Raw genomic sequence first — 14,262 nt, forward strand, 5'->3', positions numbered from 1 at the left:
CCCGTCAGGCGTGGTGCGCGACCTTGTCCGCCTCCGCGACCTCGCCGCGCGTGCGCCACAGGCTGTAGCTCACACCGGCCACCAGTAGTACCACAGTCACGGCGAGCGACACCCAGGCCGGCACGTGAACGAGGTCGAACGTGTCGGCGACGACGATCTTGGTGCCGATGAAGATGAGAATAAAGGCAAGCGCCGTTTTGAGGTAGGCGAAGCGGTCCACCATCGCGGCGAGGGCGAAATAGAGCGCGCGGAGGCCCAGGATCGCGAAGATATTGGAGGTGTAGACCACGAAGGTATCGGTGGTGATGGCGAAGATGGCCGGCACGCTGTCGACGGCGAAGATCACGTCGGCGCCGTTGACGAGGATGAGGGCCAGGGCCATGGGCGTCAGCCACAGGGCGCGCTTGCCGGTCTTCGGATCGGTTTTTCGAACCACGAAATGCTGGCCGTGCAACTCGGGCGTGATGCGCAGGGCCTTCTGCAGGTAGCGGACCGCCCGGTTCTCGTTGATGTCGCCGGGCTCCTCCTCCTTCGAGAACAGCATCTTGAGGCCAGCGAAGATGAGGAACGCGGCGAAGATCGAGAGCACCCAGGCGGCCTGATGCACCAGGGCGGCGCCGAGCCCGATCATCAGACCCCGCAGGAGCACGGCCGCGAGGATACCCCAGACCAGCACCCTATGCTGGGCGGCGCGCGGGATGTTCAGGGCCGTGAGGATCACCGCGATGACGAAGACGTTGTCCATGGACAACGACTTCTCGACCACGAGGCCGGCGACGTATTCCTGCCCCGCCTGGGGCCCGAGATACCACCAGACCCAGCCGCCGAAGACGAGGCCGAGGCTGAAATAGAACGCCGTGAGGAGAAGGCTCTCCTTCACGCCGATCTCGTGATTCTTGTCCTTGTGCAGGAGGCCGAGATCGAAAGCGAGGAGGCCCGCCACCAGGGCGTGGAACCCGAGCCACATCCAGACCGGCTTGCCGAGCCATTCGTACAACAGGAAATCCATGGGCGGACCGTCGATGCTTCTGAGGACAAGAAAGCATCGGCTCCGACATCACGGAACGCATGAGAGAGCGTCCCGCCAGAGGGGCCCGCAGCCGATGTCCCGCAGTTGGGGCCGGAGCGGGCGTGAATCAAGGGTGGTGCTTGACAGGGCGACCCACGCGACGGCCTTGCCGGAGGGACGATCCCTGGACGATCGCGCGGAGTTCGGATGACGGAAATCCTTGAGAACGGCCCGGCGGTGATCGGCGGCGGCCCGGCTGGACTCATGGCGGCGGAGGTCCTGGCGCGGGCCGGCCACGCCGTGACCGTCTACGACCGGATGCCGTCGCCCGCGCGAAAACTCCTCATCGCCGGGCGCGGCGGCCTCAATCTCACGCATTCCGAGCCGCGCGCGGATTTCCTCGGCCGCTACCACCCGCCGGGCGGCCACCTGGCCGAGTCCATCGAAGCCTTTTCGCCGGAGGCCCTGCGGGCGTGGTGCGCCGATCTCGGCCAGCCGACCTTCGTCGGATCGAGCGGGCGGGTGTTTCCCGAAAGCTTCAAGGCCTCGCCCCTGCTCCGGGCCTGGCTCGCGCGCCTCGACGCCCTCGGCGTCACGATCCGGACCCGGTACCGCTTCGTCGGCTGGTCGGAAGCGGGTGCGGTCGTGTTCGAGACGCCGGAGGGCCGGATCGAGGCCCGCCACACCTCCCTGCTCCTGGCCCTCGGGGGGGCGAGTTGGCCACGCCTGGGGTCCGATGGGGCCTGGGTGCCCATCCTGGAGGGTCGGGGCATCCCGGTGACACCGCTCGAAGCATCCAATGTCGGCTTCAGCGTGGACTGGTCGCCGGTCTTCGCCGAGCGTTTCGCCGGCCAGCCCCTCAAGCGCATCGCCCTCACGATCGCGGACCGCCGGGTGCGTGGCGAGGCGATGATCACGGCCGAGGGCATCGAGGGCGGGGTGCTCTACGCCGCCTCCCACGCCATTCGGGCCGCCCTGGCCGCCGGACCGGACGTCCCCATCACCCTGGACCTGCGTCCGGATTGCTCCGAACCGGCCCTGGCCCAGGCCTTGCGCCGCGGGAAACCGGGTGAGTCGCTCTCCAATCGCCTGCGCAAGGGCGCCGGGCTCTCGCCCGCGGCGGCGGGCTTCCTGCGCGAAGCCGCGGGTCCGCACCTGTCCGCCGAGGCGTCGGCCCTGGCGGCCCTCATCAAGGCCGCCCCCTTACGCCTGCGCGCCCCGCACGCCATCGCTCGGGCGATTTCGTCCGCCGGCGGGGTGCCGTTCGGACAGATCGACGACCGCTTCATGCTGCGGGCCCGCCCCGGCACCTTCGTGGCTGGCGAGATGCTCGATTGGGACGCCCCTACGGGCGGCTACCTGCTCCAGGGCGCCTTCGCCAGCGGATGCGCGGCGGCGGAAGGGATGCGCGCCTGGATGGCGCGCATCTGATCGGGGGCCTCAGGGCATCGTCTCGTCCCGAAAGCCGGAAACCACCTTTCGGGACGAAGCTCTAGAAACGGCCGCAGACGGCCACGAGCCCCTGACTCTCGGACGGGCAGGACGCGCCGGTGCCGCGGCTCATGGTGGCGTTGCCGCTGGGCAGGCAATAGGCCGACACCAGGGTCTCGCCGATCTCGCAGGTCACGGCGCAACCGCTCGCCGGGCAGGATTCCGGACGCACCACCCGCAGGGGCGATGCCGCCGCAGCCGCCAGCCCCGCGACGCCGGCCGATCCCTGGGGACCGGCAGGGCCCCGTGCCCCCGCCTCGCCCTTCGCGCCGGCCGGGCCCGCCGCCCCGGTATCGCCCTTCGGGCCAGCATCGCCCTTAGGACCGGTATCGCCCTTGGGACCGGTATCGCCTTTCGCACCCTTTTCGCCCTTGGCGCCCGCCTCGCCTTTTGGGCCGGCCTCGCCCTGAGGACCCGTATCGCCCTTGGGACCAATCTCGCCCTTCGGCCCGGCCTCACCCGGCGCTCCCTGCGGCCCCGGAAGACCGGCGACACCCTGCGGGCCCGTCTCCCCCTTGGGGCCCACATCACCCTTGGGGCCGGCATCCCCCTTCGGGCCGGCTTGGCCGGTGGGACCGCAATTCGACACCACGACCTCACGTTCGTCGTCCCCCGCCTTCAGGGTCGCGACGCAGTTGGCGGGCATGTGGGGCAGGCGAAAGACGAAGCGGCCCCGGCTGTCGGCCAGAACGGAAATGTCCTCGTCGAGGATCACGGTGGTGCCGGGCTTCCGCACGCTGCCGGAGATGCGAAGATCCCCGTTCTCGAAGCGGGCGTCGTAGACCTGGATCGGCTGGGCGGCGGTCTGTGCCCGGCGGGGCTTGGACTGCTGCGCGACGGCCGAAACGGTCCCCGCGCAGACGAACAGACTGGACAGGACCACGAGGACGCGATCGAGGCGCATGTAGACTCTCCCGGCTGATCCCGCGTCTCCCGCGCGGCGGCTTCGATTGCTGCCCTGCCGGCCCCCTACGGTCAAGCAACGGTTTCATCGACGCGTAAAACCCACGCACTCCGAGTCCGCCGGATCGGACCGCGCCGGTCCACGGCCCTCCACAGGCCAACCCGTTGATGCGGCGGTGACTCTAGTATCGCCCGGAAAACCGGTTGAATATGTTCCTGTTTTGTTCTTATCATCCGGCCATGGAGCCGCCCGGATGACCCAGAGCCCCCTCGCCTCGCCCCCCCGGATCGATCGCCTGCCGCGGGCGGACGATCCGGCCTCGCGTCTTTCGGCCCTGCGGGCGCGCCTCGCCACGCAAGGCTCGGAGATGCCTCCGCGGCGACACTTGTCGTTCGGGGTTCACGCCGTCGATGCCTGCCTGCCCGCGGGGGGCCTCGGCCTCGGGCATCTGCACGAGGTCGCGCCCGAGGCCGAAGGCGACGAGCCGGCGGCCCTCGGCTTTGCCCTCGCCCTGATCGCCCGCCGCCTCGCCGAGGTTCCTGGCGAGGCGCTCCTCGTCCTCGCGAAGGGACATCCGATGCCGTACGGCCACGGCCTCGCCGGCCTCGGGCTCGATCCCGAGCGGCTGCTGCTGTTCGAGGCGGGCAGCGATCTCGATGCCTACCGTGCCCTGGAAGAGGCCCTGCGCACGGGAGCTGGGGAATTGGCGGCCGTGGCCGGCCTCGTCGATGCCGGTCTGCCCCTGGCCCAGAGCCGGCGGCTCCATCTGGCCGGGGGACGCACGGACCTGTTGCTCCTCGTCCTGCGCCCGGTGGGCGCGGACAGCCCCAACGTCGCCGCGACGCGCTGGCGGATCGCCGCCGGCAAGGCCCTGCGCGACCGGTTCGGATGCATCGAACGGCCCTGCTGGCGGGTGCGGCTCGACCGCTGCCGCAACGGACGAATGGGAGACTGGCTTCTGGAGTGGGATCATGCCGCGCATCGTTTCGGTTTGGCTGGAGCATTGGCCGGTCACCCGCATCAGGCGGGCGGCGCGGGTCCTCGCGCCGGGCGGCCCTGAAGGCTCTCCTCCGGACGGATCCCCGGACGCGCCGCCCCTGGTGGTGGCGAGCGGGGAAGCGACGGGCCTGCGCCTCATCGCCGTCGATCCCAGAGCCCGCGCCCTCGGCCTGCGCCCCGGCGAGCCCCTGGCCCGGGCCCGCGCGCGATCGAACACGCCGCTGGCCGTCCATCCGGCGGATCCGGAGGCCGATGCGGCCGCCCTCGAACGGCTGTGCTTGTGGGCCAAACGCTATGCGCCGGGCGTCGCGGCCTTCGGCGCGGCCGAGGGCCGCGACGGGCTGTTCCTCGAGGTCGAGGGATCGAGCCACCTGTTCGGCGGGGAAACCGGCCTCGTGGCCGACCTCGCGCGTCGCCTCGCCGCCAACGGCCTGCCCGCACGGATCGCCGTGGCGGGCAGTCCCGGCTGCGCCTACGCCCTGGCCCGCCATGCGACCGGGGGCCATGTGCCCCCCGGCGGCGAGGCGGAGGCTCTCGGCGATCTGCCCGTCATCGCCCTGCGCCTCGAAGCGGAGATCGCCGTGGCGCTCGCTCGCCTCGGCCTGCGCCGGATCGGCGATCTCCTCGGCGCGCCCCGCGCGCCCCTGGCGCGCCGCTTCGGCGAGCCCTTGATCCGCCGTCTCGACCAGGCCCTCGGGCACCGGCCCGAACCCCTGGCGCCCCTCGACGCGCCGCCGGCCTTCGGCGCCGCACGCGGCTTCCTCGACCCCATCGGCCACCAGGGCGCCATCGTGGCCACGGTGAAGCGGCTGATGGAGGAGATCGCCCCCCGCCTCGAGGCGGCCGGCCTCGGTGCGCGGGCGCTCCGCCTCACCCTGCACCGGGTCGATGGCGTGACCCGTCCCCTCACCCTCGCGCTCAGCGAGCCGACCCGCTGCCCCGTACAGGTGGGGCGTCTCCTCGACCTGCGGCTCGACCGCCTCGGCCCCGCCCTCGATGCCGGCTTCGGGTTCGAAACCGTCCGCCTCGACATCGTGGGCACCGGACCGATCGCCAACCGGCAGGCGGAGTTCTCGCGCGACGACCGCGTGGGAACGGGCACGTCCGGCCTCGCCGATGCCCTGCGCCAGCGCCTTGGGCGCAGCATCCTGCGCCTCACGCCGCGTCAGAGCCACGTGCCCGAGCGGGCCGAGACGGCCGAGCCCTGGCGGGTGACCGACGTCGTCCTGCGCCGACCGGACCGGACCGGCCTCGGACGGCCCCGCCCCCTCGTTCTCCTCACCCGTGGGGAAGCGGCCGAGGACATGCTCGCGCCCGACGGCCCACCCCAGCGTTTCCGTTGGCGCCGGCGGCTGCACCGGGTCGCCCATGCGGATGGGCCCGAGCGCATCGCCGGCGAGTGGTGGTCGGGGCCCGCGCCCACCCGCGACTACTACGTGGTCGAGGACGAGGCTGGCCGCCGCCTCTGGATCTATCGCCAGCATCCGTCGCCGCTTGAAGACCCCGATGCGCCTCCCCCGGCCCAGCCCCCCCGAGGGGCGCAGGTCACCGGCTGGTTCGTCCATGGGATGTTCGCGTGAAGACGCGGCCCCATCGGCTGGGTGCATGACGGCGCCCTACGCCGAACTCGCCGTCACCACGAACTTCTCCTTCCTGCGCGGGGCGTCCCATCCGGAGGAGATGGTCGGGCAGGCCGCCGCGTTCGGGCTCAGTGCCATCGGCATCGCCGACCGCAACACGCTCTCGGGCGTCGTCCGCGCCTACGCGGAGGGATTGCGCCGGACGAAGGCCGGGGAACCTTCCATCCGAACCCTCGTGGGCGTGCGCCTCGTGACCGAATGCGGCTTCGAAGCCGTAACCTACCCCACGGACCGGGCCGCCTATGGCCGCCTCTGCCGCCTCCTCACCCTGGGCAACCGCCGTTCGGAGAAGGGCGCCTGCCGTTTCTCCTTCGCCGAGATGCTGGGGGCGAGCGAGGGCCAGATCTTCATCGCCATGCCATCGAAAGATTGGCCACCGGAAGATCCCGACGCCGCCTTCGCGGCGTCCCTGGCGGCCCTCGTCGAGGCCGCGCCCGGCCGCACGTTTCTGGCCGGCAGCCACCATCATCGTGGCGACGAGCGCGGCCGCCTCGGCCGCCTCGCCGAGTGGGGCGAACGCCTCGGCGCGCCCCTGGTGGCGGTGTCGGACGCCCTCTACCACACGCCCGGCCGGCGCCCCTTGCAGGACATCCTCACCTGCATCCGCGCCGGCTGTACCCTGGGGCAAGCCGGCTACCGGCTCGAGGCCAATGCCGAGCGTCACCTCAAGCCGCCCGCCGGGATGGCGCGGCTTTTCCGCGACCATCCGGAAGCGCTCGCCCGCACCCTGGAGATCGTGCAGGCCTGCGACTTCTCCCTCGACCAGCTGCGCTACGAATATCCCGACGAACCGGTGCCGCCGGGGCGCACCGCGCAGGAATATCTCGCCGACAAGGTCCGGGAGCGTGCCCGGTGGCGCTATCCGGACGGGATTCCGGACAGCATCGCGAACACCATCACGGACGAGCTCCGTCTCATCGCCAAGATGGATTACGCGCGTTACTTCCTCACCCTGTTCGACATCGTCGAGTTCGCGCGGGACCGGGGCATCCTGTGCCAGGGCCGTGGATCGGCGGCCAATTCCGTGGTGTGCTACTGCCTCGGCATCACGGCGGTGGACCCCACGGAGATCCGCCTGCTGTTCGCGCGCTTCATCTCGGAGAACCGCGCCGAGCCGCCCGACATCGACGTCGATTTCGAGCACGAGCGCCGCGAGGAGGTGATCCAGCATCTCTATGCCCGCTACGGCCGGGACCGAGCCGCCATCTGCGCCACGGTGATCCATTACCGGCCGAGGAGCGCCATTCGCGAGGTCGGCAAGGTACTGGGCCTCACACCCGACATCACCGGCCTCATGGCCGACACCGTGTGGGGCTCCTGGGGCGCGGCCCTGCCCGATGCCCATATCGAGCAGGCGGGCCTCGACCCGAGGAATCCGGCGATCCGGCAGGCGCTGGATCTCGCCCATGCTCTTATCGGCTTCCCGCGCCACCTGTCGCAGCATGTCGGCGGGTTCGTGCTCACGCGCGGGCGCCTCGACGAGACCGTGCCGGTGGGCAACGCCGCCATGGCGGACCGCACCTTCATCGAGTGGGACAAGGACGACATCGACACCCTCGGCCTGATGAAGGTCGACGTGCTGGCCCTCGGCATGCTGAGCTGCCTGCGCCGGGGCCTCGATTTTCTCCGACACGATTACGGGCACGACTACCCGACCCTCGCCGATCTGCCCCCCAGCGACCCTGAGGTCTACGCGATGCTGAGCCGGGCCGATTCCGTCGGCGTGTTCCAGGTCGAGAGCCGGGCGCAGATGTCGATGCTGCCCCGCCTGAAACCGAGGGAATTCTACGACCTCGTGGTGCAGGTCGCCATCGTCCGGCCCGGCCCGATCCAGGGCGACATGGTGCATCCGTATCTCCGCCGCCGGCAGGGAATGGAGCCCGTCGTCTACCCCTCCCCCCATCCCGATCACGGACTGGCGAACGAACTCGAGAACGTACTCAAGCGGACCTACGGCGTTCCCCTGTTCCAGGAACACGCCATGCAGATCGCCATCACGGCGGCGGGCTTCCTGCCCTCCGAGGCCGACGGCCTGCGCCGGGCCATGGCGACCTTCCGGCACAACGGCGAGATCGTGAACTTCCGCACCAAGTTCGTCGAGGGCATGGTGGGGCGCGGCTACCCGCGCGACTTCACCGAGCGCTGCTTCAAGCAGATCGAGGGGTTCTCGACCTACGGGTTTCCCGAGAGCCACGCGGCGAGCTTCGCGCTCCTCGTCTACGCCTCGGCCTGGATGAAGTGCCGCCACCCCGACGTGTTTCTGGCCGCGATCCTCAACGCCCAGCCCATGGGGTTCTACCAGCCCGCCCAACTCGTGCGCGACGCCCGCGCCCACGGCGTCGAGGTGCGCGGAGTCGACGTCAACGCCAGCGCCTGGGACTGCACCCTGGAGCCGGCCTGCGAGCCCCCGCCCCCGGACGTTCCCCGGCGCCTCGCCGTGCGGCTCGGCCTGCGCCAGGTGAGCGGCGTGCCGGAAGCCGCCATGCGCCGCCTGGTGGCCTTGCGCGGCAACGGCTACGCCAGCATCGAAGGGTTGCAGGCGGCCCTCACCCTGCCGCGCAACGCCCTGGAACGCCTCGCCGAGGCCGACGCGTTCCGCTCCCTCGAACTCGACCGGCGCGCCGCCCTCTGGGCCGTGCGGACCCTGGAGGGCACCTCCCATCGCAAGGCCGCCGCCCGGACGGCGACCGACCGGCGCGCCCATCTCCTGGAAGCGCCGCTGCCGCTCTTCGCCTTCCATGCCGATGACGGGTTGTTCCGGGCCGAGCCCGCCGTATCGTTGCCCGGCATGGCAGCGTCCGAGCATGTGGCCGAGGATTACGCCGCGACCGGGCTCTCGCTCAAAGGTCATCCGGTGGCGTTCTTCCGCGCGCGGCTCGCCCGCATCGGCGCGATTCCCGCCCGTGACCACCACGACGAAACCCGGGTGCCCAACAACGCCCGCGTCACCGTCGCGGGCCTCGTGCTCACGCGCCAGCGCCCCGGCACGGCGCACGGCACGGTGTTTCTCACCCTCGAGGACGAGACCGGCATCGCCAACGTCATCGTCTGGGCCAAGGTGTTCGAGGCCCATCGCGCCGTGGCCATGGGCGCACGCTTCCTCGCCGTGCGGGGACGGGTGCAGCGACAGGGACGCGTGGTCCATCTCCTCGCCGAGCGTTTTCGCGATCTTACCGCCGAACTGCGCAGCCTGCGGGAAGGCGGCTTGAGGCTCCCGCCCGAAACCACGGACTTTTCGGCCCCGCCCGACCGGCGCGTGTATCGCAGCCGGGATTTTCACTGAACGGGGCGCGGTCCATGCGGCCGAACACCGGCCACGGGCGAAGCCGAAACGCGCGCCGACCGGCCCCTTGGGTGATTGCCTCGCCAAGCCTAGCCATTTGCACTGGCTGATCCCGAATCAGGAGCGGTCCGCCTCAAGGCCGTTGAGCCACCGCTAACCCGCCTGACGCATCCTGACGGCGAGCCACGTTGCGTACCGGCTCACGCGTGAGATGGACGTCCCGCCCCGTCGGACCGTGATCGGATCGGGCGACGGGGCTTCGTCGTTCGCCCCCTCGGCTTCCCTTCCGAAGCGAGCCACGGCAGCGGAGCGTGACGCTCCCCTGGCAATGATTCTTTTCCTGTTATCCCCACTCCGCACAAGGGACAGAATCCCCGATTGACCGCGGAACCTGAACCGTATGTTCCTTCTTTGTTCTCAGAAGGAGCCCGCCGATGACCGCCGCACAGATCGCCGAAATGGCATCGCTGAGCCAAGCCGAGATGGTCGCCCTGGCCTACGAGGAGGCGGCGGGCGGGGATGTCGGTCAGGCCCTGCGTGACGCCATCGACGACCTCCTCGCCCTCGAGGCACGGTTCGCCGAGGCCGAGCGGCTCGTCTCCTACGGTTTCGTCCGCGGCGGTAGCGCTACAGGGCGGGGTTGAGGTGGAACGCCTCTGCGACGTCCGGGCGACGCAACTCGTCATCGCCTGTGGGCCATGCGAGCGCCGGGGCGTCTATCGCATCGACGGCCTGCGGCGGCGGTTCGGCGATCATGCGTCGGTGTTGGACGTCTACCTGCGGCTCACGCAAACCTGCCGCCATCAGCGCGAGATCGGGAGCCGCCCCCCCAACGTCTACGGCGTGGGATGCCGGGCCAAGCTCGACATCACGGGCGAGGCGACGAAGGGTGGGCTGCCGTCCCGAACCTAGAATCTCCCCCAAAAACTCCCGTGGCACCGTCCGCCCCATGGGGCGCGCCCGGGAGTTTCATGGGGCATGCTAGTACATCGGCGTGCCGCCGGTGACCGGCACCAGCGCACCGGACATGTAGCTCCCCTCGCGTGAGGCGAGGAGCACGTAGGCCGGTGCGAGTTCCGCCGGCTGTCCAGCTCGCCCGAGGAGCGTGTCCGCGCCGAGCGTCTCGATCTGCTCGGGATTCTTCACGATCGGCTGAATCGGCGTCCAGATCGGGCCGGGCGCGACGCAGTTCACCCGGATGCCCTTCGGCGCGAGGAGGTTCGACAGGCCGATGGTCAGGCTCGCGATGGCCCCCTTCGTCGCGGCATAGATCAGCATCGTCTTGTCCGCGATCTTGGCCTGCTGGCTGGTGGAATTGACGATGGCCGAACCCGGCTTCATGTGCGGGACCGCCGCCTGGCAGAGATAATACATGGCGAACACGTTGGCGCGGAACGAACCCTCGAGATCCTCGGCCGTGACGTCGGCGAGGTCTTCGTTGACCGTCTGCGCCGCGGCGTTGTTCACCAGGATGTCGATGCCGCCCAGAGCCGACACGGTCCGCGCGATCAGGTCGCGGCAATGGGCTTCGTCGCGCAGATCGCCCGGCAGCAACAGGGCGCGGCGTCCCGCCTTCTCGACCCAGTGCGCCGTCGCCTCGGCGTCGGACTGCTCGACCGGAAGATAGGAGATCGCGACGTCGGCGCCCTCGCGGGCATAGGCGATGGCCACCGCCCGACCGATCCCGCTGTCCCCGCCCGTGATCAACGCAACCTTTCCCGCAAGGAGCCCCTTACCGACGTAGCTCTCCTCGCCGTGATCCGGTGCGGGCGTCATCTTCGAAGTCAGGCCAGGACGCTCCTGCTGCTGATTTCCGGGGAACGGCGGGCGGGGTCCGGCAGTGCGGGGATCAGAGGTCATCGTCGGTCTCTCTAGAAAGCCTGGCCCAACGTCGCAGGCGCAGGATCGTGGCCGCGACAGATTGGAACCTCGATGTGCAACCTCTACAGCCTCGTGACTCCACAGGCCGAGATCCGCGCCTCCTTCGGTGTCTCGACTGATCGCACCGGCAATCTCCCGGCGATGCCGGGCATCTTTCCCGACCAGCGCGCGCCCATCGTGCGAGTGGGTGAGGACGGCGCTCGGGTGATGGAGATGTTCCGTTGGGGCATTCCCGGTCCGAAGCAGTTCGGCGAGCAACCCGTCACCAACGTCCGCAACGGGAAGAGCCCGCACTGGCGCCCCTGGCTCAAGCCCGAGTTCCGCTGCCTCGTGCCGGTCTCGTCGTTCAGCGAGTATGCCGACACCAAGCCGAAGAAGACGCCGACGTGGTTCGCCCTCGACGAGGACCGGCCGCTGTTCGCCTTCGCTGGCATCTGGCGCCCCTGGACCGGGGTGCGCGGCACGAAGGCCGAGAACCCCGACCGCGTGGAAGCGGAGCACCACCTGTTCTCGTTCCTTACATGTGAGCCGAACGGCGTGGTCGGACCGATCCACCCGAAGGCAATGCCGGTGCTGCTGACGACGCCCGAGGACTGGAGCACATGGCTCGCGGCGCCCACGGAGATCGCCCTGGCGCTGCAGCGTCCGTTGCCGGATGCCCGGATGCGGATCGTGGCTCAGGGCGCCCGGCAGGATCCGACGTGATCCCCTCGACGCGGATGCCGATGTCGTATCGGACTGACCCGGCGGGCGATTGGTCGGTCCGCCGGGTCTCGAGAGCATCGTGCCCGGCCGTGCCGATCAGGAGGCCGCGGACGGGTCCTGCGCGAGCCACGCCCAGGCCGCCGGCTCGTCTTCGAGGTCGAACGTCTTGGTTTCGACCGGCATGACGAAGCCGGACAGGTTGATCATCGCCTTGGCGAAGGCCGGCGCGCCGACTACGACGTAACGCCGGATATGCGCGACCGAGCGAACCTTCACGCTGGCCGCGTAGCCATCGAAGGTAGCGCCGAGGTCCGAGCCTTCGTAGTTCGACATGATGATCAGCATGTCGATCTTGTCGAGGGCTTGCATGGCCTCGTCGGTGCGTGCCGACATCCACTCGATATCAGCCTTGGTGATCTTGTCCTTGATCTCGAAAGCCAGAAGGTCAGGCCGTGGGGACTCGCGGCGGATCACCGATCCGTCCGGCGCGCCACCTGCCGATGCGCTATTCATGGTCTCTCTCCCGGATTGTGATTCCGAACGCGCCTCAACTCGGCTGCTCCTCGGTCTTCTCGATCTCCGGATCGTCTTCCTGCGGGATCGCGGGGTGTGGCTCGCCCTGTCCTCCCGTCTGGGGGGCCGGCGCCTCGCGCGGCTCCGGTTCGACCTCGTTGGGCTTGCTGGCTTGGCTCATCGTTTCGCTCCCGTATCGACTGCGTACGGGACCAAGCCACAGCTCTTGGGTGGGTTCCCCGACCGGCGTGCGGTGCGGGTATACGCCGTCTCGCCGGCGGCAAGACCGTTTACCCCGAGACGGTGTGCCCTCGGCCGACCACCGGCCGACGCGCACCGGCTTCAGGAACACCGTCGACCGCCTCCCGTTGTGATCGTAACAGGGAGTGACGTTGATGATTGATGCGGCTCAGATCAAGGAACATGCGAACGTCGTCGGTTCGGACGGTGAACACGTCGGCACTGTGGACCATGTCAACAACGGCGAGATCAAGCTGACGAAAAAGGACCCGGCCGCCGGCGGGCTACACCACTTCATCCCGGTGGATTTCGTCCAGTCCATCGAGGGCAACACCGTGAAGCTCGACCGCCCCGCCGAGGAAGTCAAACGCGAGTGGTCCACCTCCTAAGGACATCGACGGCCCCACTGCCCCGATGGGCGAGTGGGGACCCGCTGCCGGGATGCCACTCCGCGACCGCAGCACGAACAAGAGCGAGATCGGTCCCGGTTTCCCGCAAGCGCTGCGCTCTCTAAACGTCGGACGGATAGGCCTTGCGTGAAGAGGTCATATCTTTTCACCCGGAAACCAGCCCGTTACGGTCCATGACAGTCTTTGGGATGGCCACCAGGGGGGCGATCGAGCTGGTTCGGCACTGCTTCTGATTGCAGGCGAGAACAGCCGACCTTATGACGATCCGGAACGTTAAAATCCCGTTTCGAACGTCCATTGCTCCGTCCCGACCGTTTGCCCGCCGGTGAGGGCCCACTGACCCGACGTGATCTTGTGGTCATTCACCTGGAAGCTCGCGACACCTCCGGACCCGGGAGCACCGGCGGCCTGGAAGACGACCGATAAGACGGAACCTGTAAGGATCCCGGTGCCAATCTGGCGCCCCGAGCCGATCTGCCAAACGATGCTATAGGTCTCGCCGGATTTCTTGACGGCAGCCTCGCCTCGATAGACCTGCGTTTGGCCGGGGTTGCGCCCCTCGATCTTGTAACGCCCTTCGATAGCCACCGCCGGCAGGCTTGTGGCGATCAGGACGGCAAGGGCCAAGGCAGCTTTCATAGACATCTCATCCTTGCGGTTTCAGCCCTAACGTAGCGCCTCGGCGACTCCGCGCCAAACATCTCGCGCTGGCCGGGCAAAGCGGCGCGAGTTTCCTGGAGACCAACCCATGACATGCGTTGAGATCCAGCATGCTCTCTTGGTGCATGGATATGTCTTCGGTCCGGCGGGCGCCGTGCGAATCTCAAGACCTCCCCCTCGTTCACGCCGTGATTCCGTTTTTGGCGGGGGTGATCGCCGGTCCAAGTGGGGATTATCTTAGGTTGGCAGATGATCGGCGGGAAGGAAGCATCACAATACCCCCAGGGGCATTCGACCCACACTCCAGCCAGCCGGGCCCCGGCTGTGGCGGGTTTTTCCCATCCTGCCTGAAACTCCCGCTCCCGATTGCCCGTATCTCCCGTGATTGGGTGACCTCCACGGTTAGGGAAAACGTATTGCCAGAACCGACATTCGAAACAGCCGGCGTCAGTCTCAACGCGAAGCGATCCTACAGGGCCATCACGCGACACACCGATGGTCGCATCATTCACGTTTGGGACATCCGG

General features: G+C 69.1%; 14 protein-coding genes. 8 read left to right on the plus strand and 6 right to left on the minus strand.

Features of this window, described 5'->3' with window-relative positions; genetic code table 11:
- Positions 1-4 precede the first annotated feature (4 nt).
- The gene (locus MFF01_RS17905) at positions 5-1,009 is read right to left on the minus strand and encodes a TerC family protein (RefSeq protein ID WP_238227489.1); all 1,005 of its coding nucleotides are present in this window, start codon (positions 1,007-1,009) and stop codon (positions 5-7) included.
- A gap of 207 nt (positions 1,010-1,216) precedes the next feature.
- Between MFF01_RS17905 and MFF01_RS17910 the strand changes: the two genes are divergently transcribed.
- Entirely contained in the window at positions 1,217-2,440 is a 1,224-nt protein-coding gene (locus tag MFF01_RS17910; protein WP_238227490.1) for a BaiN/RdsA family NAD(P)/FAD-dependent oxidoreductase, read from the plus strand.
- A 61-nt stretch (positions 2,441-2,501) separates the two neighbouring features.
- Here the strand turns inward: MFF01_RS17910 and MFF01_RS17915 are convergent, their stop codons facing one another.
- Positions 2,502-3,404, minus strand: coding sequence for a collagen-like domain-containing protein (locus MFF01_RS17915; RefSeq protein ID WP_238227491.1), 903 nt, complete (start codon positions 3,402-3,404; stop codon positions 2,502-2,504).
- Between the two features lie 253 nt (positions 3,405-3,657).
- On the opposite strand from MFF01_RS17915, the gene MFF01_RS17920 reads away from it, so the two are divergent.
- From MFF01_RS17920 to MFF01_RS17940, 5 genes are all read left to right on the plus strand, one after another.
- Positions 3,658-4,464: an ImuA family protein gene (locus tag MFF01_RS17920; RefSeq protein WP_238227493.1), complete on the plus strand. Its 807-nt coding sequence runs from the start codon at positions 3,658-3,660 to the stop codon at positions 4,462-4,464.
- A complete protein-coding gene (locus tag MFF01_RS17925; protein WP_238227494.1) occupies positions 4,376-5,983 on the plus strand; it encodes a Y-family DNA polymerase in 1,608 nt (535 codons plus the stop codon). Before MFF01_RS17920 ends, MFF01_RS17925 begins: the two co-directional genes overlap by 89 nt.
- A 25-nt stretch (positions 5,984-6,008) precedes the next feature.
- The gene (locus MFF01_RS17930) at positions 6,009-9,326 is read left to right on the plus strand and encodes an error-prone DNA polymerase (protein WP_238227497.1); all 3,318 of its coding nucleotides are present in this window, start codon (positions 6,009-6,011) and stop codon (positions 9,324-9,326) included.
- Positions 9,327-9,760: 434 nt separating this feature from the next.
- Positions 9,761-9,970, plus strand: coding sequence for a hypothetical protein (locus MFF01_RS17935; RefSeq protein ID WP_238227499.1), 210 nt, complete (start codon positions 9,761-9,763; stop codon positions 9,968-9,970).
- Between the two features lies 1 nt (position 9,971).
- Entirely contained in the window at positions 9,972-10,238 is a 267-nt protein-coding gene (locus MFF01_RS17940; RefSeq protein WP_238227501.1) for a hypothetical protein, read from the plus strand.
- A 69-nt stretch (positions 10,239-10,307) separates the two neighbouring features.
- Here the strand turns inward: MFF01_RS17940 and MFF01_RS17945 are convergent, their stop codons facing one another.
- Positions 10,308-11,186 carry an SDR family oxidoreductase gene (locus MFF01_RS17945; protein WP_238227503.1) on the minus strand — a complete coding sequence of 293 codons (879 nt, stop codon included), beginning with the start codon at positions 11,184-11,186 and terminating at the stop codon, positions 10,308-10,310.
- A gap of 72 nt (positions 11,187-11,258) precedes the next feature.
- Between MFF01_RS17945 and MFF01_RS17950 the strand changes: the two genes are divergently transcribed.
- Positions 11,259-11,912: an SOS response-associated peptidase gene (locus tag MFF01_RS17950; protein WP_238227504.1), complete on the plus strand. Its 654-nt coding sequence runs from the start codon at positions 11,259-11,261 to the stop codon at positions 11,910-11,912.
- Positions 11,913-12,008: 96 nt separating this feature from the next.
- Here MFF01_RS17950 and MFF01_RS17955 read toward each other — a convergent pair whose 3' ends face one another.
- Together MFF01_RS17955 and MFF01_RS17960 are read right to left on the minus strand one after the other, a co-directional pair.
- Entirely contained in the window at positions 12,009-12,425 is a 417-nt protein-coding gene (locus MFF01_RS17955) for a SpoIIAA family protein (RefSeq protein ID WP_238227505.1), read from the minus strand.
- A 34-nt stretch (positions 12,426-12,459) separates the two neighbouring features.
- Positions 12,460-12,606, minus strand: coding sequence for a hypothetical protein (locus tag MFF01_RS17960; RefSeq protein ID WP_238227506.1), 147 nt, complete (start codon positions 12,604-12,606; stop codon positions 12,460-12,462).
- 214 nt (positions 12,607-12,820) lie between these two features.
- Here MFF01_RS17960 and MFF01_RS17965 point away from each other — a divergent pair, with 214 nt between their 5' ends.
- Complete coding sequence (locus tag MFF01_RS17965) at positions 12,821-13,054, plus strand: DUF2171 domain-containing protein (RefSeq protein ID WP_238227507.1); 234 nt, start codon at positions 12,821-12,823, stop codon at positions 13,052-13,054.
- A gap of 294 nt (positions 13,055-13,348) precedes the next feature.
- On the opposite strand, the gene MFF01_RS17970 is transcribed toward MFF01_RS17965, so the two are convergent.
- Entirely contained in the window at positions 13,349-13,714 is a 366-nt protein-coding gene (locus MFF01_RS17970) for a hypothetical protein (RefSeq protein WP_238227508.1), read from the minus strand.
- Between the last annotated feature and the right edge of the window lie 548 nt (positions 13,715-14,262).

This window comes from Methylobacterium adhaesivum, assembly GCF_022179065.1.
GTDB lineage: Bacteria > Pseudomonadota > Alphaproteobacteria > Rhizobiales > Beijerinckiaceae > Methylobacterium > Methylobacterium adhaesivum.